Annotated in this window: 24 protein-coding genes; 7 read left to right on the top strand and 17 right to left on the bottom strand. The window is 64.3% G+C overall.

Features of this window, described 5'->3' with window-relative positions; translation table 11 throughout:
- Positions 1-38: 38 nt before the first annotated feature.
- From rpsD to MOE34_RS09805, 4 genes are all read left to right on the top strand, one after another.
- Entirely contained in the window at positions 39-656 is a 618-nt protein-coding gene (gene rpsD, locus MOE34_RS09820) for a 30S ribosomal protein S4 (protein ID WP_119258341.1), read from the top strand.
- Positions 657-783: 127 nt separating this feature from the next.
- A complete protein-coding gene (locus MOE34_RS09815; protein ID WP_242223252.1) occupies positions 784-1,713 on the top strand; it encodes a glutaminase in 930 nt (309 codons plus the stop codon).
- Positions 1,714-1,744: 31 nt separating this feature from the next.
- Positions 1,745-2,611: a tRNA 2-thiocytidine(32) synthetase TtcA gene (ttcA, locus tag MOE34_RS09810; RefSeq protein ID WP_242223250.1), complete on the top strand. Its 867-nt coding sequence runs from the start codon at positions 1,745-1,747 to the stop codon at positions 2,609-2,611.
- Positions 2,601-3,419, top strand: a complete 819-nt coding sequence (locus MOE34_RS09805) for an inositol monophosphatase family protein (protein ID WP_242223248.1) — start codon at positions 2,601-2,603, stop codon at positions 3,417-3,419. The genes ttcA and MOE34_RS09805 overlap by 11 nt, the downstream gene beginning before the upstream one ends.
- A 73-nt stretch (positions 3,420-3,492) precedes the next feature.
- On the opposite strand, the gene MOE34_RS09800 is transcribed toward MOE34_RS09805, so the two are convergent.
- From MOE34_RS09800 to MOE34_RS09770, 7 genes are all read right to left on the bottom strand, one after another.
- Complete coding sequence (locus MOE34_RS09800; RefSeq protein WP_242223878.1) at positions 3,493-4,698, bottom strand: multidrug effflux MFS transporter; 1,206 nt, start codon at positions 4,696-4,698, stop codon at positions 3,493-3,495.
- A 125-nt stretch (positions 4,699-4,823) separates the two neighbouring features.
- Positions 4,824-5,159 carry a Grx4 family monothiol glutaredoxin gene (grxD, locus tag MOE34_RS09795; protein ID WP_242223246.1) on the bottom strand — a complete coding sequence of 112 codons (336 nt, stop codon included), beginning with the start codon at positions 5,157-5,159 and terminating at the stop codon, positions 4,824-4,826.
- A 118-nt stretch (positions 5,160-5,277) separates the two neighbouring features.
- The gene (locus MOE34_RS09790) at positions 5,278-5,685 is read right to left on the bottom strand and encodes a hypothetical protein (RefSeq protein WP_242223244.1); all 408 of its coding nucleotides are present in this window, start codon (positions 5,683-5,685) and stop codon (positions 5,278-5,280) included.
- Positions 5,686-5,727: 42 nt separating this feature from the next.
- Entirely contained in the window at positions 5,728-5,991 is a 264-nt protein-coding gene (locus tag MOE34_RS09785; RefSeq protein ID WP_242223242.1) for a hypothetical protein, read from the bottom strand.
- Positions 5,992-5,997: 6 nt separating this feature from the next.
- The gene (locus tag MOE34_RS09780) at positions 5,998-6,231 is read right to left on the bottom strand and encodes a BolA/IbaG family iron-sulfur metabolism protein (protein ID WP_160784383.1); all 234 of its coding nucleotides are present in this window, start codon (positions 6,229-6,231) and stop codon (positions 5,998-6,000) included.
- An 18-nt stretch (positions 6,232-6,249) separates the two neighbouring features.
- Positions 6,250-8,487 (bottom strand): phosphoribosylformylglycinamidine synthase subunit PurL, encoded by a 2,238-nt coding sequence (gene purL / locus MOE34_RS09775; RefSeq protein WP_242223240.1) that lies wholly within the window; start codon positions 8,485-8,487, stop codon positions 6,250-6,252.
- A gap of 103 nt (positions 8,488-8,590) precedes the next feature.
- Positions 8,591-10,012 carry a PLP-dependent aminotransferase family protein gene (locus MOE34_RS09770; protein ID WP_242223239.1) on the bottom strand — a complete coding sequence of 474 codons (1,422 nt, stop codon included), beginning with the start codon at positions 10,010-10,012 and terminating at the stop codon, positions 8,591-8,593.
- Between the two features lie 94 nt (positions 10,013-10,106).
- Between MOE34_RS09770 and MOE34_RS09765 the strand changes: the two genes are divergently transcribed.
- Positions 10,107-10,331: a DUF1127 domain-containing protein gene (locus MOE34_RS09765; RefSeq protein WP_242223237.1), complete on the top strand. Its 225-nt coding sequence runs from the start codon at positions 10,107-10,109 to the stop codon at positions 10,329-10,331.
- 6 nt (positions 10,332-10,337) lie between these two features.
- Here MOE34_RS09765 and MOE34_RS09760 read toward each other — a convergent pair whose 3' ends face one another.
- The 5 genes from MOE34_RS09760 to purC are packed head-to-tail and all read right to left on the bottom strand — an operon-like array spanning position 10,338 to position 12,757.
- The gene (locus tag MOE34_RS09760; protein WP_242223235.1) at positions 10,338-10,730 is read right to left on the bottom strand and encodes a hypothetical protein; all 393 of its coding nucleotides are present in this window, start codon (positions 10,728-10,730) and stop codon (positions 10,338-10,340) included.
- Positions 10,731-10,777: 47 nt separating this feature from the next.
- The gene (gene purQ, locus MOE34_RS09755) at positions 10,778-11,449 is read right to left on the bottom strand and encodes a phosphoribosylformylglycinamidine synthase subunit PurQ (protein ID WP_242223234.1); all 672 of its coding nucleotides are present in this window, start codon (positions 11,447-11,449) and stop codon (positions 10,778-10,780) included.
- The gene (locus MOE34_RS09750) at positions 11,446-11,703 is read right to left on the bottom strand and encodes a hypothetical protein (protein WP_242223233.1); all 258 of its coding nucleotides are present in this window, start codon (positions 11,701-11,703) and stop codon (positions 11,446-11,448) included. Before MOE34_RS09750 ends, purQ begins: the two co-directional genes overlap by 4 nt.
- A gap of 20 nt (positions 11,704-11,723) precedes the next feature.
- A complete protein-coding gene (gene purS / locus MOE34_RS09745) occupies positions 11,724-11,966 on the bottom strand; it encodes a phosphoribosylformylglycinamidine synthase subunit PurS (protein ID WP_242223232.1) in 243 nt (80 codons plus the stop codon).
- A gap of 26 nt (positions 11,967-11,992) precedes the next feature.
- The gene (gene purC, locus MOE34_RS09740) at positions 11,993-12,757 is read right to left on the bottom strand and encodes a phosphoribosylaminoimidazolesuccinocarboxamide synthase (RefSeq protein WP_242223231.1); all 765 of its coding nucleotides are present in this window, start codon (positions 12,755-12,757) and stop codon (positions 11,993-11,995) included.
- 223 nt (positions 12,758-12,980) lie between these two features.
- On the opposite strand from purC, the gene MOE34_RS09735 reads away from it, so the two are divergent.
- Positions 12,981-13,301 carry a DUF1476 domain-containing protein gene (locus tag MOE34_RS09735; RefSeq protein WP_160784374.1) on the top strand — a complete coding sequence of 107 codons (321 nt, stop codon included), beginning with the start codon at positions 12,981-12,983 and terminating at the stop codon, positions 13,299-13,301.
- A 59-nt stretch (positions 13,302-13,360) separates the two neighbouring features.
- Here the strand turns inward: MOE34_RS09735 and MOE34_RS09730 are convergent, their stop codons facing one another.
- Both MOE34_RS09730 and MOE34_RS09725 read right to left on the bottom strand, forming a co-directional pair.
- Entirely contained in the window at positions 13,361-15,955 is a 2,595-nt protein-coding gene (locus MOE34_RS09730; protein WP_242223230.1) for a sensor domain-containing protein, read from the bottom strand.
- A gap of 85 nt (positions 15,956-16,040) precedes the next feature.
- Positions 16,041-16,601, bottom strand: coding sequence for an RBBP9/YdeN family alpha/beta hydrolase (locus tag MOE34_RS09725; protein WP_242223229.1), 561 nt, complete (start codon positions 16,599-16,601; stop codon positions 16,041-16,043).
- A 171-nt stretch (positions 16,602-16,772) separates the two neighbouring features.
- Here MOE34_RS09725 and MOE34_RS09720 point away from each other — a divergent pair, with 171 nt between their 5' ends.
- Positions 16,773-17,576 (top strand): DUF2189 domain-containing protein, encoded by an 804-nt coding sequence (locus MOE34_RS09720; protein ID WP_242223228.1) that lies wholly within the window; start codon positions 16,773-16,775, stop codon positions 17,574-17,576.
- 102 nt (positions 17,577-17,678) lie between these two features.
- Here the strand turns inward: MOE34_RS09720 and purB are convergent, their stop codons facing one another.
- The 3 genes from purB to rpe form a co-directional block, all read right to left on the bottom strand.
- Positions 17,679-18,986, bottom strand: a complete 1,308-nt coding sequence (purB, locus tag MOE34_RS09715; RefSeq protein ID WP_242223227.1) for an adenylosuccinate lyase — start codon at positions 18,984-18,986, stop codon at positions 17,679-17,681.
- A gap of 90 nt (positions 18,987-19,076) precedes the next feature.
- Positions 19,077-19,811 carry a DUF2259 domain-containing protein gene (locus MOE34_RS09710; RefSeq protein WP_242223226.1) on the bottom strand — a complete coding sequence of 245 codons (735 nt, stop codon included), beginning with the start codon at positions 19,809-19,811 and terminating at the stop codon, positions 19,077-19,079.
- Positions 19,808-20,485 carry a ribulose-phosphate 3-epimerase gene (gene rpe, locus MOE34_RS09705; protein ID WP_242223225.1) on the bottom strand — a complete coding sequence of 226 codons (678 nt, stop codon included), beginning with the start codon at positions 20,483-20,485 and terminating at the stop codon, positions 19,808-19,810. Before rpe ends, MOE34_RS09710 begins: the two co-directional genes overlap by 4 nt.
- Positions 20,486-20,544: the final 59 nt, after the last annotated feature.

Below are 20,544 nucleotides of genomic sequence, written 5' to 3'. Positions count from 1 at the left end.
GGCAACGGAACGGCATAACAAGACTTAGAGGAAATGCGATGAGCAAGCGCGCTGCATCCAAGTACAAAATCGACCGCCGTATGGGCGAAAACATCTGGGGCCGTCCGAAGTCCCCGGTCAACCGCCGCGAATACGGCCCGGGCCAGCACGGCCAGCGCCGCAAGTCCAAGCTTTCGGACTTCGGTGTTCAGCTCCGCGCCAAGCAGAAGCTGAAGGGCTACTATGGCGATATCCGCGAGAAGCAGTTCCGCGCGATCTTCGCCGAAGCCGAACGCCGCAAGGGCGACACCCCGGAGAACCTGATCGGCCTGCTCGAATCGCGCCTCGACGCGATCGTCTACCGCGCCAAGTTCGTTCCGACGGTCTTCGCTGCCCGCCAGTTCGTCAACCACGGCCACGTCAAGGTCAACGGCGTCCGCGTCAACATCGGTTCCTACCGTTGCAAGCCGGGCGACGTCATCGAAGTCAAGGAAAAGTCCAAGCAGCTTGTCACGGTTCTCGAATCCGTTGGCCTGGCTGAACGCGACGTTCCGGACTACATCGAAGCCGACCACAACAAGATGACCGCGACCTTCGTTCGCGTTCCGGTTCTCTCCGACGTTCCCTATGCGGTCGTCATGGAACCGCACCTGGTCGTCGAATTCTACTCGCGTTAATTCGCGAAGACGCCTTGCACAATCTGGAAAGGCCGCCAAGAGATTGGCGGCTTTTTCTTTTTGGAAGCAATTCCAGGAAGAGTGTGGAGCGGTTTTCCCTATGGAATTGCGCAAGAAAGAGACCGCCATGACGGATTTGCAGGCCATCGTCGAGGAAATCCACACGAGCCTGTCGCCGCGGCGCGGCGAGGGCAAGGTGGCCGATTACATTCCGCAGCTCGCCCACGTGGACCCGCAGAAGTTCGGCATGGCCGTCGTCACGGTCGATGGCGAGACCCATCTTGCCGGCGATGCGCAGGAAGCCTTCTCCATCCAGAGCATCTCCAAGGTCTTCATGCTGACGCTGGCGCTCGGCAAGCACGGCGAAGGTATCTGGAAGCGCGTGGGGCGCGAGCCTTCCGGTTCCGCCTTCAATTCCATCGTCCAGCTCGAATACGAGGCCGGCATTCCGCGCAACCCGTTCATCAATGCGGGCGCCATCGCCATCACCGATCTCGTGCTTGCCGGCCATACGCCGAAGGAGGCCATCGGCGAGGTCGTGCGCTTCCTGCGCTATCTTGCGGACGAGGAGGACATCATCGTCGATCAGGCGGTGGCACGCTCGGAGCAGGCGACGGGGTTCCGCAATGTCGCGCTTGCCAATTTCATGCGATCCTACGGCAAGCTCGACCATGCGGCCGAGCTGGTTCTGGGCGTCTATTTCCACCAATGCGCCCTTGCGATGAGCTGCCGACAGTTGGCGCGGGCGGGGCTGTTTCTCGCCAACGGCGGCATCAACCCGCTCACCGGCCACCGCGTCGTCTCGCATCTTCGGGCGCGGCGCATCAACGCCCTGATGCTGACCTGTGGCCATTACGACGGCTCGGGCGATTTCGCCTATCGCGTCGGCCTGCCGGGAAAGAGCGGTGTAGGAGGCGGGATTCTTGCCGTTGCCCCGGGAAAGGCCTCGGTCGCCGTCTGGTCGCCGGGCCTCAACGAGAACGGCAATTCGCTACTCGGCTCGCTGGCGCTGGAAATGCTGGCGGCGCGCACCGGCTGGTCGGTCTTCGGGGCTTGATTGTGCCGGCTGTTCGGGGCATTGCAGGCGCATGACCCTGGCATTCACCGAAACCGACGACGACATCACGGACGATGGCCGCCATCCGCTTTTCGCGGACGCACCCTCCAGCGTCTCGTTCAACAAGCTGCGCAAGCGCCTGCTCCGGCAGGTGCGGCAGGCGATGGACGATTTTGCCATGCTGAAGGGCCAGAAGCGCTGGCTCATCGGCCTTTCCGGTGGCAAGGACAGCTACGGCCTGCTGGCGCTGCTCATGGACCTCCAGTGGCGCGGCCTGCTGCCCGTCGAGCTGATCGCCTGCAATCTCGACCAGGGCCAGCCGAACTTTCCCAAGCACATCCTGCCGGATTACCTGAAATCCATCGGCGTCAAACACCGCATCGAATACCGCGACACCTATTCCATCGTGAAGGAGAAGGTGCCGACGGGGGCGACCTACTGCTCGCTCTGCTCGCGCCTCAGGCGCGGCAACCTCTACCGCATCGCGCGGGAGGAGGGCTGCGACGCGCTGGTGCTGGGGCATCACCGCGAGGATATCCTCGAGACCTTCTTCATGAACTTCTTCCATGGCGGGCGGCTGGCCGCCATGCCGCCCAAGCTCCTGAACGATGAAGGCGATCTCATGGTGCTGCGTCCGCTCGCCTATGCGGCGGAAGACGATCTTGCGAAATTTTCCGTCGCCATGGAGTTCCCGATCATTCCCTGCGATCTCTGCGGCTCGCAGGACGGTCTCCAGCGCAATGCGATGAAGGCGATGCTGGCGGATATCGAGACGCGCATGCCGGGCCGCAAGGACGCCATGCTGCGCGCGCTCGGCCATACCAATCCGTCCCATCTTCTCGACCCGAAGCTTTTCGATTTCTCCTCCCTCGAAACGGTAAGACGCAATGACGATTGACATCAATGCGCTGGCCCTCGTGCTCGCGCAGGCGACCGAGGCCGAAATCCGCCCGCGCTTCCGCGCTCTCGGCAAGGGCGACATCCGCACCAAGGCAGACGCCAACGATCTCGTGACGGCGGCCGACGAAGCGGCCGAGCGCTTCATCAAGCGTGAGGTGACGGCGCAGTTCCCGGGCGTGCTGTTCATCGGTGAGGAATCGGTCGCGGCCGATCCGGCGCTGCTGGGCAAGCTTGCCGATGCCGAGCTTGCCATCGTCGTCGATCCGATCGACGGCACCTTCAATTTCGCAGCCGGCGTGCCGCTCTTCGGTGTCATGGCGGCCATCGTCTCCGGTGGCGAGACGGTCGGCGGCATCATCTACGATCCGATGGGCGACGATTTCGTGATGGCGGAAAAGGGCGGCGGCGCCTGGCAGACGGGCGATCACCGCCCCGCCGTGCGCCTGAAGACCCGCGGCGCGGCGCCGCTCGAAGCGATGACCGGCATGGCCTCTACCAGCTTCATCGACCGCGAGCGCCGCGCCCGCATCCTGTCGAACCTCGCCAAGGTCGCCTTCGTTTCCAATTACCGCTGCGCCGCGCATGAATACCGCACCTTCGCGGGCGGGAACCTGCATTACCTCATGTACAACAAGCTGATGCCCTGGGATCATCTCGCCGGTACGCTGATCGTGCAGGAGGCCGGCGCCTATGCCGCCCGTTTCGACGGTTCCGCCTACAAGCCGTACCATGTCGAGGGCGGCCTGCTGGTCGCGCCGGACAGGGAGAGCTGGGAGATGCTTCGCCGTGAGGTCTTCGTGGACTGAACGGTTCGCCTTATGCAAAAGGCCCGGCTGCCAAACGGTAGCCGGGCCTTTTCATTTGGAAGGCAGGTCGGGTTCAGACCGGCTTGTTGTGCGGCTGGAACAGCTTTCCACGCTCGGCGATCAGCACGAAGACCAGGCCGATGATCGATAGCGTGAAGAAGCCGGTGACCAGCGGCAGCGCCGTGCCGTTGAAGGACTGGCCGATGATCGCGCCGATCACCGTGCCGCCGGCCGTGCCCATGAAGCCGAGCACCGAGGAAGCCGTGCCGGCGACGTGGCCGAGCGGTTCCATGGCCAGCGAGTTGAAGTTCGAGCCGATCCAGCCGAACTGGAACATCGACAGCGCGAACAGCACGATGAAGATCGGGAACGGCAGGTGGCCCGGCCAGGCGAGCGTCAGGGCGAGCCACAGCGCGTTGACGGCGAGGAAACCGACCAGCGCGCCGTGCGACAGGCGGCGCATGCCGAAGCGGCCGACAAGCCGGGCATTGACGAAGGACGACAGTGCCATGAAGGCGGCGACGCCGGCGAAGGCGACCGGGAACCAGACGCCGAGGCCGTAGATGCCGACATAGATCTGCTGCGCCGAGTTGATGAAGCCGAAGAGCGCCCCGAAGATGAAGGTGCTCGCCAGCGTGTAGCACAGCGCCACGCGGTCCGTCAGGACGATGCGGAAGCCCTGGAGGATCGAGCGGGCCGTGAAGGGGCGCACGTCTTCGGGATGCAGCGTTTCCGGCAGGCGGACATACATCCAGGCCCCGATGACGGCGGCCATGACCGCCATGAAGACGAAGATGAGGTGCCATTCGCCGAACAGCATGACGACCTGCCCGGTGCCGGGCGCAAGCACCGGAACGACCATGAAGACCATCATGATCAGCGACATGACTTCCGCCATGGCGCGCCCGCCGAAGATGTCGCGGACGATGGAGACGGTGATGACGCGCATGGCGGCCGAGCCGATGCCCTGGATGAAGCGCAGCGTCAGCAGCGCGGCGAAGCTCGGCACGAGGATCGCGCAGAGCGACGACACGATGTAGACGGCGAGGCCGAAGAACATGGGCACGCGACGGCCGAACCGGTCCGATACCGGGCCATAGGCGAGCTGCGCGATGGCGAAGCCGATCAGATAGGCCGAGATGACATATTGCCGGTGGTTCTCGTTCTCGACGCCGAGGCTGGCGCCGATCTCCTGCAGGCCGGGCAGCATGATGTCGATGGCGAGTGCGTTGAGCGCCATGAGAAGCGCCATGAGCGCAATGAATTCTATCTTGCCCATGCCTTTGAGGCGCTGGGCAGATTCGGGAGAAAGTGCAGACATATCAATATAATCCATAAAAGAGATAAGGCGCCGCTGTTATGCGGCGCCTTTGAAAAGCTTGCCGGCCGAAGACCCGAGAAGCGTCAGGCAGCGCCCTTGACGGCAATACCCTGTCCCTCGAGATGGGACTGCAGTTCGCCTGACTGGAACATTTCGCGCACGATGTCGCAGCCGCCGACGAACTCACCCTTTACATAGAGCTGCGGGATGGTCGGCCAGTTGGAATAGTCCTTGATGCCCTGGCGGATGTCGGCGTCGGCGAGCACGTTGATGCCCTTGTAGTCCACGCCCACATAGTCGAGGATCTGCACGACCTGACCGGAGAACCCACACTGGGGGAATTCCGGCGTGCCCTTCATGAAGAGGACGACGTCGTTGGTCTTCACTTCGTTGGCGATGAAATCTTGGATGCCGCTCATTTCCGTATTCCTTAGCAAATCGGCTTCAAGGACCGATGCGATGAACCATTCGCCCTAGATAACAACCTCGGGTGACAATTGCCAGAAGTCCCTCAGAAAAATTGCCGCGGTGTGTGCTTCAGGCCGCAGGGTGGCGTCGGCGATAGGCAATGAGCCAGTAGATTAGGCCCCCGGCAAGGCCGCCGGCAACGACGAAGACGACGAATGTATCGCGCAGCAGGGAGCGATCGAAAAACACCAGCGACAGCATGCCGTCGAGACCGCCCGCGAGGGTGAAAAAGATCCAGGTCCTCAAGGCGAGGAGGCGTGCGATGACGACGGTGGCGATGAAGCCTGGCAGGGCGCAGACGAAGGTATAGGCGCACCCCATGATGAAGAGCTGGAAGAGGAATTCGTCCGTGCCGGCGTGGAACCACAGGATGGCGATCACGACGAGGGTGGCGGTCAGGACGGCGGCGATATAGCCGCCGCCGATCAGAAGGAAACCGGGCTGGGTGCCGGATGCGGATGTGGTCGCTACGCTCACGTCGCCGGCCCGTTCTCTTTGCAAGGCAGCGGAAGCCGCCGCTCAGCGGCTACGCTGGCTGCTGCGGCTTGCGGCCGTGCGGCGGCGACTCACCTGCTTGCGCGGACGCTTGGCCGTCTTTTTTGCCGGCTTCAGCGCGGCCTCGATGATATCGCCGAGGATGCCTCCCGACGCCTTCTTGCGGGTCGTGGTCTTGCGGCGCGTGCGCTTGGTGGTCGTGGCCTTGCGCACGCCGGTCTTCTTCAGCACCTCTTTCAGGGCTGCGTCGACCACGCCGGAGACGAGTTCATCGAGGAGACCGGCCATGGCGGATCAGTCCGGGATGGAGGTCTGGAGGGCGAGGGCGTGCAGGACGCCGCCCATATTGCCCTTCAGGGCGTCGTAGACCATCTGGTGCTGCTGCACGCGGGTCTTGCCGCGGAAGGCTTCTGCGACGACCTCGGCCGCATAGTGGTCTCCATCGCCGGCAAGATCGCGGATGACAACCTTCGCGCCGGGAATGCCCGTCTTGATCATGTCTTCGATATCGCCGGGTGACATAGCCATGTTTACTGCTCCCTTTTCTTATTCAGCGGCGGCAGCGGCGGTGCCGTTGCCATCCATGAAGTCAGGGAACCACGATTCATGGGTGCTACGCAATTGTTCAATCGGCAGCGAGAGATAGCCATCCACGACCAAGGCATCGCCGCCGACCGTGCCGAGGCGGCGGAACGGCACGACCGCGTCTTCGGCATTGGCGCAGACGAAGTTCGCCAGATCGGCCGGAACCGCGATCACGTAGCGCGCCTGGTCTTCGCCGAAGAGCAGCGCATGGGCCGGACCGTTCGCCTCGGAAAGGTCGATCTTCGCGCCCTTGCCCGAGGACATGGCCATTTCCGCAAGCGCGATTGCAAGGCCGCCCGAGGAAATATCGTGGCAGGCGGTGACCTGCCCGTTGCGGATGGCAGTGCGCACGAACTCGCCGTTGCGGCGTTCGGCCTGAAGGTCGACTTCCGGGGCCGGGCCGTCGATCTTGCCGACGACGTCGCGCAGGTAGACGGACTGGCCGAGATGGCTGCCGTCGACACCGATGAGGAGGAGGTGGTCCCCGTCCTTCGCGCCGCCGATCTTCGCCATGGCGGACCAGTCGGGCAGGAGGCCGACGCCGGCAATGGTCGGGGTCGGCAGGATCGCGATGCCGTTCGTCTCGTTATAGAGCGACACGTTGCCCGAGACGATGGGGAAGTCGAGCGCGCGGCAGGCTTCGCCGATGCCCTCGATGGCCTTGACGAACTGGCCCATGATTTCCGGCTTTTCGGGATTGCCGAAGTTCAGGTTGTCGGTGGCGGCAAGCGGCTCGGCGCCGGTCGCGGTGATGTTGCGCCAGCATTCGGCGACGGCCTGCTTGCCGCCTTCGAACGGATCGGCCTCGACATAGCGCGGGGTGACGTCGGAGGAGAAGGCAAGCGCCTTGGTGGCGTGGCCCTCGACGCGCACGACGCCGGCATCGCCGCCGGGGATCTGCAGGGAGTTGCCCTGGATCAGCGTGTCGTATTGCTCGTAGACCCAGCGGCGGCTCGACTGGTTCGGCGAGCCGACGAGCTTCAGAAGGGCCTCACCGTAGTTGCCGGGTTCCGCAACCTGGCTGGCCGGCAGCGGGGCGGGCTTGGCGGGTTCGCGCCAGGGACGGTCATATTCAGGGGCCTCGTCGCCGAGCTGCTTGATCGGCAGGTTGGCGACCTCCTCGCCCTGGTGCAGGATGCGGAAGCGCAGGTCGTCCGTCGTATAGCCGACGATGGCGAAGTCGAGGCCCCACTTGACGAAGATCGCCTTGGCGACCTCTTCCTTGGCGGGTTCGAGGACCATGAGCATGCGCTCCTGGCTTTCCGACAGCATCATCTCATAGGCGGTCATGCGCTCCTCGCGCACCGGCACGAGGTCGAGGTTCAGTTCGATGCCGAGGTCGCCCTTGGCGCCCATCTCGACGGCCGAGCAGGTCAGGCCCGCCGCGCCCATGTCCTGGATGGCGATGACGGCGCCGGTCTGCATCAGCTCGAGGCAGGCTTCCAGCAGGCACTTTTCGGTGAAGGGGTCGCCGACCTGGACGGTGGGGCGCTTCTCCTCGATGGATTCGTCGAACTCGGCCGAGGCCATGGTCGCGCCGCCCACGCCGTCGCGGCCGGTCTTGGCGCCGAGATAGACGACCGGCAGGCCGACGCCCTTGGCTTCGGACAGGAAGATCGCGTTGGACTTGGCAAGGCCGGCGGCAAAGGCGTTGACGAGGATATTGCCGTTGTAGCGCGGGTCGAACTCGACTTCGCCGCCGACGGTCGGCACGCCGAAGGAATTGCCGTAGCCGCCGACGCCGGCGACGACGCCCGAGACGAGATGGCGCGTCTTCGGATGGTCCGGCGCACCGAAGCGCAGCGCGTTCATTGCTGCAACCGGGCGGGCGCCCATGGTGAAGACGTCGCGCAGGATGCCGCCGACGCCGGTCGCCGCGCCCTGATAGGGTTCGATATAGGACGGGTGGTTGTGGCTCTCCATCTTGAAGACGACGCAGTCGCCGTCGTCGATATCCACCACGCCGGCATTCTCACCCGGACCCTGGATGACGCGCGGACCCTTGGTCGGCAGCGTGCGCAGCCAGCGCTTGGAGGACTTGTACGAGCAGTGCTCGTTCCACATGGCCGAGAAGATGCCGAGTTCCGTGAAGGTCGGCTCGCGGCCGATCAGCGAGAGGATGCGGTCGTATTCATCCGGCTTCAGCCCGTGGGCGGCAATCAACTCCGGGGTGATCGGGCGGGTGTTCGAAATGGTCATCGTCGCTCGTCTTGTCGTGGAGGGCAGGATTGCGGTCTCTTTAACCTATGCCGCCCGGCAGCGCGACAGGAAAATGGCCGCAAGCCACAGCTAGCCAAGGCTTTCAGGCCGGGCTGTCATAGCCGGTGGGGCCATGGTCCAGCAGGCGGCGCAGCCGCATCAGGCCGGCGACGGCATCCTCGCGGCTTTCCGGCGAGGAGAAGCCGATGCGGACCCGGTGGAAGGTCTTTTCCGAGCGGCCCGCCTTGAACTCGTGCTCGTCGTCGATGAGGATATCCTCCGCGAAGGCGGCCTGCCGGAACGTGCCGGAGAGCCAGGGATCGGGCAGCTTCAGCCAGAGGAAGGGCACGCGCGGGTGCGAATTGAAATCCAGCCCGGCGAAGACATCGCGCACATGCGCCTCGCGGATGCCGACCTCTTCGCAAACCTTCGTGCGGATCGCATCCGCCATGCCGGAAAGCACAAGCCGGGCGCTGAGCTCGGCGAGCAGGAAGGGCAGGCCGCCGCTCACCATCTTGTGGGCGATGCGCACGCGCTGCGCGAGATGGGGTGGGCAGGCGATCCAGCCGCCGCGCACGCCCGCCGCCACGCTCTTGGCGAGGCCGCCGACGAGGAAGGTGCGGTCGGGCGCGATCTCGGCGAGCAGCGGAATGTCGTCGCCCGCCGTCGCGCCGTAGAGATTGTCCTCGACGAGGAAGACATTGTGCCGCCGGGCAATGGCGGCGATTGCCCGGCGGCGTTCTTCCGGCATGGTGGCGAGCGTCGGATTCTGCGCGCCGGACATCAGGAAGGCGAGCTTGGGATGCTGTTGCAGGCAGGCCCGCTCGAAATCCTCGGGGATGACGCCGTGCGCGTCGGATTCGACCAGCGCCGTCTGGCGTCCGAGCAGGGCGGTGCCGCGGCTGATCTGTGAATAGGTGACATGTTCGAAGATGATGCGGTCACCGGGCGAGGTGATGACCGAGACGGCAGCCATGATCGCGGCATGCGCGCCCTGCGTCGGGACGATGCTCTCGGCGGAGGGCTGCCACGCGCCGCGCCGCAGCCAGCGCTGGCCGGCCTCCAGCCAGTGCGGGGGGAAGTTCCGGGTATAGCTTGCGACCTCGCTCGGCAGTTCGCGGCAGATGGCCGAGAGGATATCGGTGACGACGGCCGATTGCCCGACATCCGTTGCGGCGGTGGTGTCGAAACGCAGCTTGCCGGGCGGGGCATGGGCGGCGCGGGTGCCCAGCAGATGGGCGCTGACCGGGTCGACCGCCGTCTCGGCATGATCGCCATCCCGCGAGCCGAGCACATAGGTGCCGCGGCCGACCTCTCCGCTGACGAGGCCCCGTTCGCGCACCATGCTGTAGGCGCGGCTCACCGTGCCGATCGTCACGCCGATATCGTAGGCGAGGTTACGTTGCGGCGGCAGCTTGCTGCCGACCGCGAGCGCGCCGGTATGGATCGCCTGTTCGATCTGGTCGGCGATGCGGACATAGAGCGGGCCATCGGAGGTCTGAAGGTCGGGAAGCCAATTTGTCATGGTGGCAATTCTTAGATTGCACCGTACTGGGAGTCAATTATTCCCTGAATGCACCGATTGTCGCGTTTTTAGTGACATTTCAGGAGAAAAGATCATGGCAATTGATACAATCCATGCCGAGGTATCCCCCTATGGCGGTGTGAGGCCCCGGACGTTGCTTCTTCGCGTTTGGCGCATCTGCCATGCGTGGCATGTCAGGCGGCGTACACGTTATAGCCTGCTTGAGATGACGGACGACCAGTTGCAGGACATCGGCATCAGCCGGAGCGAAGCGCGCCGGGAGATCGGGAAGTCGCTCTACTGGGATATGAACGCCTGAGGCGTTTCAGCAGCCCTTGCCGCCGGCGGCCCAGCGGTTGACGTCGGTCGTGATGCGCGCGCCGACAGGCTCGTTCATCAGCGGGCCGAAAGCATCGAGCCTGGCCGGGCTGCCTTCCGCCTGGACGACCAGCAGCGGGCGAGATTCCGGTGAATTGCGGTGCACGACGAGAATGCGCGGGCGGCCGGAGAAGGAATTCAGTTCCGGTGCGAGGCGGTAGGCCTTGAAAGCCGGGTCGCCCGACTTGAACCAGCAGCTATTGGCGCCGAGCGCCACGCGCTCCATGGTGGGTAGCGCGCCGCCATTGGGCTTCGGTGCCGGCGTCTTCGGCTGGCATCCGGCCAGGGCCGCGACGGCAACGAGCGGCAGGGCGATCTGGGCGGCGAGGAGAGGGCGCATGGAGAACCTTTCGGAAGCGGACATGCGCCCTAGATAGCAAGGGCCGGTTAAGCAGCGATTACGTCGAGCACCGAGGCGAAAAGGCCGCGGCCGTCTGAGCCGCCATGGGCCGCCTCGATGAGGTTTTCCGGGTGGGGCATCAGGCCGAGCACGTTGCCCTTGGCGTTGATCACGCCGGCGATGTCGTTGATCGAACCGTTCGGATTGGTGCCTTCGGCATAGCGGAAGACGACCTGTCCGTTGCCTTCGACGCTTGCCAGCGTCTCGGCGTCGGCGAAGTAGTTGCCGTCGTGATGGGCGACGGGTGAGCGGATGATCTGGCCCTTTTCATAGGCGCGGGTGAAGTCCGTCTCGGCATTCACCACTTCCAGCTTCACTTCGCGGCAGACGAACTTCAGCGAGGCGTTGCGCATCAGCGCACCGGGCAGGAGACCCGCCTCGAGCAGGATCTGGAAGCCGTTGCACACGCCGAGTACCTTCACGCCGGCCTCGGCCTTCGCCTTGATCGCCTGCATGACGGGCATGCGGGCGGCGATCGCGCCGCAGCGCAGGTAATCGCCGTAGGAGAAGCCGCCGGGAATGACGATGAGATCGACATCCGGCAGGTCCGTTTCCGTCTGCCAGACGGTGATCGGCGCCTTGCCGGAAATCTTGGTCAGCGCCGCGATCATGTCGCGGTCGCGGTTGAGGCCGGGAAGTTGGACGACGGCGGACTTCATGGGTGCGGTTCAAACCTTGCCTGGGCCTCGGCGAGTTCACGCAGTTCGAGGCGGTTTTCGATACGGTCGAGGCGCTGGTCCACACGGTCCAGACGCGAGTAGATGTGGTGAACGTCTTGCTGCACCGTCACCAAGGCTCCTCGCAGCGTGATCATCTCACTGCGCAGATCGGAAAGCCCGGTGTCCAGCTTGTCCATTCTGGAATGGATGCTTTTCAGCACTTCGTACAGCAGTTCGTTCGTTACATCTGCCATTATCCATCTCCGCTCAACCGTCAGGCGAGGGCGATAGTATAGTTCTCGATTACCGTGTTGGCCAGAAGCTTCTCGCACATGGCCTTGAGGTCGGCTTCAGCCTTGGCGCGGTCGGCGGTCTGAAGTTCGAGGTCGAAGACCTTGCCCTGGCGGATGCCGCCGACGCCGTCGAAGCCGAGGCTGCCGAGCGCGCCTTCGATGGCCTTGCCCTGCGGGTCGAGAACGCCGTTCTTGAGCGTCACCGTTACGCGTGCCTTGATCATGTCTTTCCGTTCCATCCTTGGGAGCGTTACTTCACCAGAACCGGGCCGGTGCCGCGCACCGGCTCGTTCTCGTTGATGATGCCGAGGCGGCGGGCCACCTCCTGGTAGGCTTCCACGAGGCCGCCCATGTCGCGGCGGAAGCGGTCCTTGTCCATCCTCTCCTGGGTGGCGATGTCCCAGAGGCGGCAGCTATCGGGCGAAATCTCATCGGCGATGATGATGCGCATCATGTCGCCTTCGTAAAGGCGGCCGCACTCGATCTTGAAATCGACGAGCTGGATGCCGACGCCGAGGAAGAGACCGGAAAGGAAGTCGTTGACGCGGATGGCGAGCGCCATGATGTCGTCGAGTTCCTGCGGGCTTGCCCAGCCGAAGGCCGTGATGTGCTCCTCGGAGACCATCGGGTCCTCGAGCGCGTCGGCCTTGAAGTAGAATTCGATGATCGAGCGCGGCAGCACGGTGCCTTCCTCGATACCGAGGCGCTTGGAAAGCGAGCCGGCGGCGACGTTACGCACGACGACCTCGAGCGGGATGATCTCGACTTCCTTGATCAACTGCTCGCGCATGTTGAGGCGGCGGATGAAGTGGGTCGGGATGCCCATCTTGTTGAGCTGGGTGAAGATGTACTCGGAAATCCGGTTGTTGAGCACACCCTTGCCGTCGATGACGTCATGCTTCTTCTTGTTGAAGGCGGTGGCGTCGTCCTTGAAGAACTGGATCAGCGTGCCCGGCTCGGGACCCTCATAGAGAATCTTGGCCTTGCCCTCGTAGATACGGCGGCGACGGTTCATGGATTTTTCTCTTTGTTGGCGCGCTTGGGTCGCGCAGGTGTCGTTCGTTTCCGGCTCCATAAACGAAATGCCGCACTTTAACAATCGGCGTTACGCCCGATCCCCCGATTTCAGGCCTTTCCGGCAAGCCGGGCGGCGTGAAAGTTCGCATTGCACTTTTGCCGTCGTTTTGATTAATGGGCGGGGAAGCCTAACGGGTTACAGAATCTACGGGAGACGTGAGATGAGCAGCATTCAGGATCGGGAAAAAGCGTTCGAGGCCAAGTTCGCGCTGGACGAGGAGCTGCGCTTCAAGGCCGAGGCCCGCCGCAACAAGCTGGTCGGTCTCTGGGCCGCCGGCCTTCTCGGCAAGACCGGCGAAGCCGCGGATGCCTATGCCAAGGACGTCGTCGCCGCCGATTTCGAGGAAGTCGGCCATGAGGATGTCGTGCGCAAGGTCAAGGCCGATTTCGACGCCGCCGGCGTTGCCCGCTCGGAAGACGAGATCCGCGTGCAGATGATCGAGCTTCTGGCCGTCGCCATCTCGCAGATCGAAGCCGGCTGATCGCCGCGGCATGATTGCTTGAAAAGGCCGCCCGGCACGCCCGGGCGGCCTTTTTGTTTCTAGCGGGCGGCGGCGGTGCGGCGAACCTCGTTCTGGAGGTCGCGAGCGTGGCCGGCATGCGCGCGCCACTCCTGCCGTCGCACGAAATCCGGGATGGCGTCGGCCGGCATGGGACGGGCAAGGGCGTAGCCCTGCAGGATGTCGCAGCCGAGATCGCGCATGATGGCGACATGCGCCGGCGTTTCCACCCCTTCCGCGACAACCTCGATGTTCAGCGAGCGGCCGATCTCGACGATGGTGCCGACCAGCTTGCGCTGGCCCGGCGAGCGGCTGACAGGCTTGACGAGCTGGCGGTCGATCTTGAGCCGGCGCGGGCTGAGCTTCATCAGGCTGACGATGGAGGCATGGCCGGTGCCGAAGTCGTCGATCTCGATATCGATGCCGAGCTTGCGCATCTCGGCGAGGTTTTCCAGCACCGTGCGGTCGCAATCGTCGAGGAAGATCGATTCCAGCAGTTCGAAGGAAAGCGATTTCGGGGCGATGTCCAGCGTGCGCAGGGAGTGCGCGAGCTCCGGGTCGTGCAGGCGTCTGGACGAGATGTTGGCGGAAATCTTGCCGATACCCAATCCCTGGCGCTGCCAGTCGGCGAAGTCGGCAAGGGACTGCTCCAGCACGAGGCGGTCGATCATTGCCACGCAGTCGAGGTCGTCCGCGATCTTCAGGAACGTGTCGGGCATCAGGATGCCCCGCGCCGGGTGATCCCAGCGGGCCAGCGTCTCGACGCCGATGATATCGAGCGTGCGGGCACAGAATTGCGGCTGGTACCAGGGCAGGAAGCGGTGCTGCTCGATACTGGTGAGGATATCGTCCGCCGTCTGCTTGTTGACGATGATCTGCGCCTGGAAGTCGCTGGTGAAGAATTCGTGGCGGCTGCGGCCGCGATTCTTGGCGCGGTAGAGGGCGAGGTCGGCATTGACAAGCAGTTGCTTGGCGTCGATGGCCGCACCCGACTGGCTGGCAATGCCGACGCTCGCCCCGAAGCGGCAGATATGGCCGTTGAACGTGACCGGCTTGCGCATGGCGGAGACGATCGCCTCGGCCAGCGTCGCAAGATTCCGGCCGGCGGAACCCGTGGAGAGGAAGACGAATTCGTCGCCGCCGATGCGGGCGACGAATTCGTCCGGCCCTTTCAGTCCGGTCAGCACGTCTGCGGCATGTACGAGCATCTGGTCGCCGGCGAGGTGGCCGAGCGTGTCGTTGATTTCCTTGAAGCGGTCGAGGTCGATGTGAAGGACGGCGAGACGGCTGCCGCTCTCCCGTGCCTTGCCGGCCGCCTCCGCGATGGCGGCGTCGAGATAGCGCCGGTTGGGCAGGCCCGTCAGGTGGTCGTGCAGGGCCGTGTATTCGATGCGCGCCCTTGCTGTCTCCAGCTCCGCGTTGCGTGCCTCGGCGAGATCCTTTGCGTGCTTCAGTTCCTCCTGCAGTTCAACGTCATCCGTCACGTCCCAGTTCGCGCCGATAAGGCGGGGGGCGCCGGTGGTGTCGACATAGGGCGCGGCGCGCCCGCGGATATGGCGGATTGCGCCGTCGCCCCGGACGATGCGGAACGCGTTCGCGAAATCGTGATTGCCGATGATGCCCTCGTTGACCTTGGCGGAGGCCTTCTGCCGGTCCTCCGGGTGCAGGGCCTGCTCCCAGGTCATGCCGTCCGGCGCGCCGGTAAGGCCGTATATCTCGGTCATCCGGTCGTCCCAGCGCACTTCGTTGGTGCGCAGGTTGATGTCGAAGACGCCGATGCGGGAAATGTCGAGCGCCAGTTCCAGTCGGCGGGACATCTGCGCGAGCCGTTCCTCGGCTTCCTTGCGCTCGGTAATGTCGGTGTCGGTGCCGGCGATGCGGCTCGGCTTGCCGTCGGCGGTGTATTCGACGATCGCGCCGCGGCTCTCGATCCACACCCAATGCCCGTCGCGATGCCGCTCGCGATAGCTGAAGACGTTGAACGGCGCTTCGCCGTTTTCCTGTCGGGCGATCTCGCGGAGAACATGGACCCGGTCGTCGGGATGCACGGTCTGGATCCACGTTTCGAGCGTGGCCTCGATGGGATCGTCCGGCTGCAGGCCGCGGATGGTGCGCCACTGGCGGGAATAGAAGAGGTCGCCGCGGGAAAAATCGTGGTCCCATACGCCCTGGCCGGCGGATTCCAGCGCGTGGTTCCAGCGGCTTTCCCGCTCGGCCAGTTCAAGCGCGTTGCGCTTGCGCTCGTCTATGTCGACCGTCTGCACGATCAGCGCGGGCGCCGTCTCGTCGCCGCCCGGCAGCGGCGGCGGGACGATGAAGGAGGCGAGCACCCAGAATTCATTGCCATCCGGCCGCTTCAGCCGGATTTCCCAAGGGGCCTGTTCGGCCATGCGCGTGCGCATGGCGAAGGCGAGAACGGAACGATCGAGTGGAGAGACGCAGGCCTCGAAGGCCGGAAGCTGCAGGATGGAGCCAACGCCGAACGACGTGAGGAGCGTGGCATTGGCATCCACGACATGTCCGACGGCGTCGAGTGCGGCATAACCGAAACCGGAGCGTGCGAAAAGCTGGCGATAAAACGGTTCCTGTCCCGTTTCTCGCACGGCAATGGAGGTCGAACCGAACGGTTTGGCCATGAAATGCGGCGCCTGCAATGAACTCAACAGGCTTAACGTGCAGGATTTCTATGAAATTCCTCTTAATGGCGAACCGGCGTTCCGGTCATGCCGGCGCTTTCAGGCGGCTGAGGAACTGGGCGAAGACCATGGTGCCCTCCGGCCAGGGGCCGTGGCCGGATTCGGCATTGATGTGCCCGGATTCGCCGGCGTCCAGCAGCAACGAACCCCATGCGGCGGCGATGTCATCGGCATGCTCGTAGCCGCCGAACGGATCGTTTCGGCTGGCGACGACCAAGGAGGGGAAGGGCAGCGGGTCGCGGGGATATGGGCCGAAGGTCATGAGATGCTTCGGGCGGATATCCGGGTTGGCGACGTCGGGAGGGGCGACGAGGAAGGCGCCCGCGACCTTGCCGCCGAGTTGCGGCACGGCATGGACGGCGGCCGCGACGCCCAGCGAATGGGCAACCAGCACGACGGGTTTCGTCGCGGCGGCGACCTCCTCGGCCACGCGCTGCACCCAGTCGTCGCGCACGGGTTTCGTCCATTCCGCCTGCTCGACGCGGCGCGCGGTCGACAGCTTCGACTGCCAGCGGGTCTGCCAGTGGTCGGGGCCGGAATTGGTGTAGCCGGGGACGATGAGGATTTCTGCTTCCGAGACTTTCATGCGGCCGCATGTGCGTTCACGAAGTGCTGAAGTCAAGGGGGCGGGACAAATCGGCGCTTCGGGTGTATGATTCGCCGTCTTCAATGCCAATCGCGCCCTGTCGCGGTGGCGGACGATTGCCCTCCACGCACGCAGGCCGTGACGGTTTCAAACCGGCAAGGAGGAGTTATCATGGCAAGCTTCCATGTCATGGCCGGCCCGGGTGAAATGCTCGCGCGTCCGGCGATCCGACGGATCGGCCTTTCCGACGTTTGGGATGCGCTTGGGCGCGGATTCGACGATTTTCGTGCGAAACCGTCCCACTACGTGTTCCTGGGTCTTATCTATCCGATCTGTGGGATCGTGCTCGTCACCTGGAGTTCCGGGGCCAACATGCTGCCGCTGATCTTTCCGCTGGTGGCGGGCTTCGCGCTGCTTGGCCCTTTCTTCGCCATCGGCCTCTACGAGATCAGCCGGCGGCGCGAGTTGGGCATGGATACGTCCTGGCGTCATGCGCTGGATGTGCGTCATTCGCCCGCACTGCCGTCGATCCTGGCGGTCGGAGCCATGCTGATGGTGCTGTTTGTGGCGTGGCTGGTCTTCGCGCAGATGCTCTACACCAATCTCTTCGGGGCTGAGCCGCCGCAATCTCTGGCGCTGTTCCTCGCCTCCATCTTCAGTTCGGAGAACGGGCTGCTCCTGATGCTGGCGGGCAATGCCATCGGCTTCTGCTTTGCGCTTGTCGTGCTTGCGACGACCGTCATCGCCTTCCCGATGATGCTCGACCGTGACGTGGGTGCGGTCGCCGCCATCGAGACGTCGCTGCGTGCGACGCTGGTGAACCCTGTTCCGATTGCGTGCTGGGGCCTGATTGTCTCGGCGCTGCTGATCGTCGGCACGATCCCGATCTTCGTCGGCCTTGCCGTGATCATGCCGATCCTCGGCCATGCCACCTGGCATCTCTACCGCAAGATCGTCGTGGACGAGAGGCGGTAGGACAAGTCCGCGGGCGGGATGCTGCGCCAGGAGGAAAGTGCAGAACCACCCGTCAGAGGGGAGCGATGGCGCCATTGGCGCCATCGCCGTTTTAGGGGCGTGTCAAACGGTGCCGAAGACGCGGCGGAAGATCGTGTCGACGTGCTTGGTGTGGTAGCCGAGGTCGAATTTCTCGCGGATGGCCTCTTCCGAGAGGGCGGCGCGCACTTCGCCGTCCGCCAGAAGCTCCTCGAGGAAGTCCTTGCCCTGTTCCCAGACCTTCATGGCGTTGCGCTGCACGAGGCGGTAGGCATCCTCGCGGGAAACGCCGGCTTGCGTAAGGGCAAGCAGCACGCGCTGCGAGTGAACAAGGCCGCGGAACTTGTTGAGATTTTTCAGCATGTTGTCCGGGTAGATCACCAGCTTCTCGATGACGCCGGCAAGGCGGTTCAGCGCGAAGTCGAGGGTGATCGTCGTATCCGGGCCGATGCCGCGCTCGACGCTCGAATGCGAGATATCGCGTTCATGCCAGAGTGCCACGTTTTCCATGGCGGGTGTGACGGCCATGCGCACGAGGCGGGCAAGGCCCGTCAGATTTTCCGTCAGAACCGGGTTGCGCTTGTGCGGCATGGCGGAGGAACCCTTCTGGCCCGGCGAGAAGAATTCTTCGGCTTCCAGCACTTCCGTGCGCTGCATGTGGCGGATCTCGATGGCGACGTTCTCGATGGACGAGGCGATGACGCCGAGGGTGGCGAAGAACATGGCGTGGCGGTCGCGCGGGATGACCTGCGTGGAGACCGGCTCGGGCACGAGGCCGAGCTTGGCGCAGACATGTTCTTCCACGCGCGGATCGATATTGGCGAAGGTGCCGACGGCGCCGGAGATCGCGCCGGTGGCGATTTCCGCGCGGGCGGCGACGAGGCGGGCGCGGTTGCGGTCCATCTCGGCATAGAAGCGGGCGAGCGTCAGGCCCATCGTCGTCGGCTCGGCGTGGATACCGTGGCTGCGGCCGATGCGGATCGTGTCCTTGTGCTCGAAGGCGCGGGCCTTGAGGGCGGCGAGCACGCGGTCCATGCCGGCAAGGAGGATATCGGCGGCGCGCACGAGCTGGATGTTGAAGGTGGTGTCGAGCACGTCCGAGGAGGTCATGCCCTGATGCACGAAGCGGCTGTCCGGGCCGACGAATTCGGCCAGATGCGTCAGGAAGGCGATGACGTCATGCTTGGTTACTGCCTCGATCTCGTCGATGCGGGCGACGTCGAACTCGGCCTTGCCGCCCTTTTCCCAGATCGTTTCGGCTGCGGATTTCGGGATCACGCCGAGGTCGGCCAGCGCGTCGCAGGCATAGGCTTCGATCTCGAACCAGATGCGGAACTTCGTTTCGGGCGACCAGATGGCGACCATGTCCGGTCGGGAATAACGAGGGATCATCGGTTCCAGGCTTTCTCTTCGAGGTGGGAATTGCCGCCGCTTTAGCAAAGATGGGCGGCAAGCTCAACGCAGAGACTTGGCAAGCCACACTTACGGCCGGAACGGCACCGCGATCCAGCGTCCATCCGCGCCCTCGAAGCCGAAGCTGCGCACGAGGACGAGCGCGACATGGACCGGCGCCACATTGAACGCGTTGAAGGCGACCGCGCCGGATATCTGGTAGGAGAAGGGGCAGTTGCGGCTATCGGGCGCGCGCTTGTCCTCGTGCACCAGCGTATCGGCTGGCGCGCCATCCTTCTTCACGAGCTTGAGGCGAAAGCCCTTGATGCCATCGGGCGCGATATCGCGGCAGCGGTCCGTCATGTCGACGGCGATGTCTTCCAGAGCGAGTGCATAGGCGCCGCCAATCGCCGGCTCGACGGCGTGCTGGAGATATTCGATGCGCTTGGGGTCGACCCCGCCTTCGCCCATCGGGTTGAAGGCGGCGAGTACGCCGGGATTTGCCAGCACGTTGTATTTGTCGCTGAGAACCTTCGCCTTGTCGCGGCTTTCCGCGCGCGCCTTGACGATGCCGGCCGCTTCGTCGTCGATGCGCACGCGGATCGGCGTGCCGGGAAGATAGGCGTCCTTTTCCGTGTCGATGAAATAGACGTTGGAATAGGGGAAGCCGGAACCGTCCTGGACGCCGAATTCCTCGAAGGCGTAGACCTTGCCGTCCGGTGAAAAGCCGAGCGACTGGAACGTCGAGAAGTCGCCCGCCCATGCGTTCGCGGTTGCAGCCAGCGATGCGAGGAGGGCGACAGCCGTCTTCCGGAAAATCGTCACGCGCGCGCTTCCTCCGCCTTGCTGCGCAGAGTGTCGATGGTTTTGCGATAGGCGTCAACATGACCGCCGCCGAAGATGGCGGAGCCCGCGACGAAGGCGTTCGCGCCGGCTGCGGCCGGAAGCGCGATCGTGTCGATGGCGATGCCGCCGTCGACCTCCAGTTCGATCGGCCGGTCGCCGATCATTGCGCGCACGCGGCGGATCTTCTCTTCCATCGCGGTGATGAACTTCTGGCCGCCGAAGCCGGGATTCACGGTCATGACGAGGACGAGGTCGATCTTGTCGAGGAGATAGTCGAGCACGCTTTCCGGCGTCGCCGGGTTGATCGCGACGCCGGCGCGCTTGCCGAGTGCGCGGATCGCCTGCAGCGAGCGGTCGAGATGCGGGCCGGCCTCGGCATGCACCGTGATGCCGTCGCAGCCCGCCTTGGCGAAGGCTTCGAGATAGGGATCGGCCGGCGTGATCATCAGGTGGCAGTCGAAGAAGGCGTCGGTATGCGGGCGGATCGCCTTGATGACATCGGGACCGTAGGAGATGTTCGGCACGAAATGGCCGTCCATGATGTCGAGGTGAATCCAGTCCGCCCCGGCCGCGACGACGTCGCGCACTTCCTGGCCCAGCTTGGAATAATCCGAGGCGAGAATGGAGGGCGCGATCCGGATGGGAAGGGTCATGTCAGGCTCCGTGCAAGAAATCTGGGGTGGCCATACCATTCCCGGAAGGGGCGAACAAC

The organism is Shinella zoogloeoides (assembly GCF_022682305.1).
GTDB lineage: Bacteria > Pseudomonadota > Alphaproteobacteria > Rhizobiales > Rhizobiaceae > Shinella > Shinella zoogloeoides_B.
This window is presented reverse-complemented; position numbering and strand designations above follow the sequence as displayed.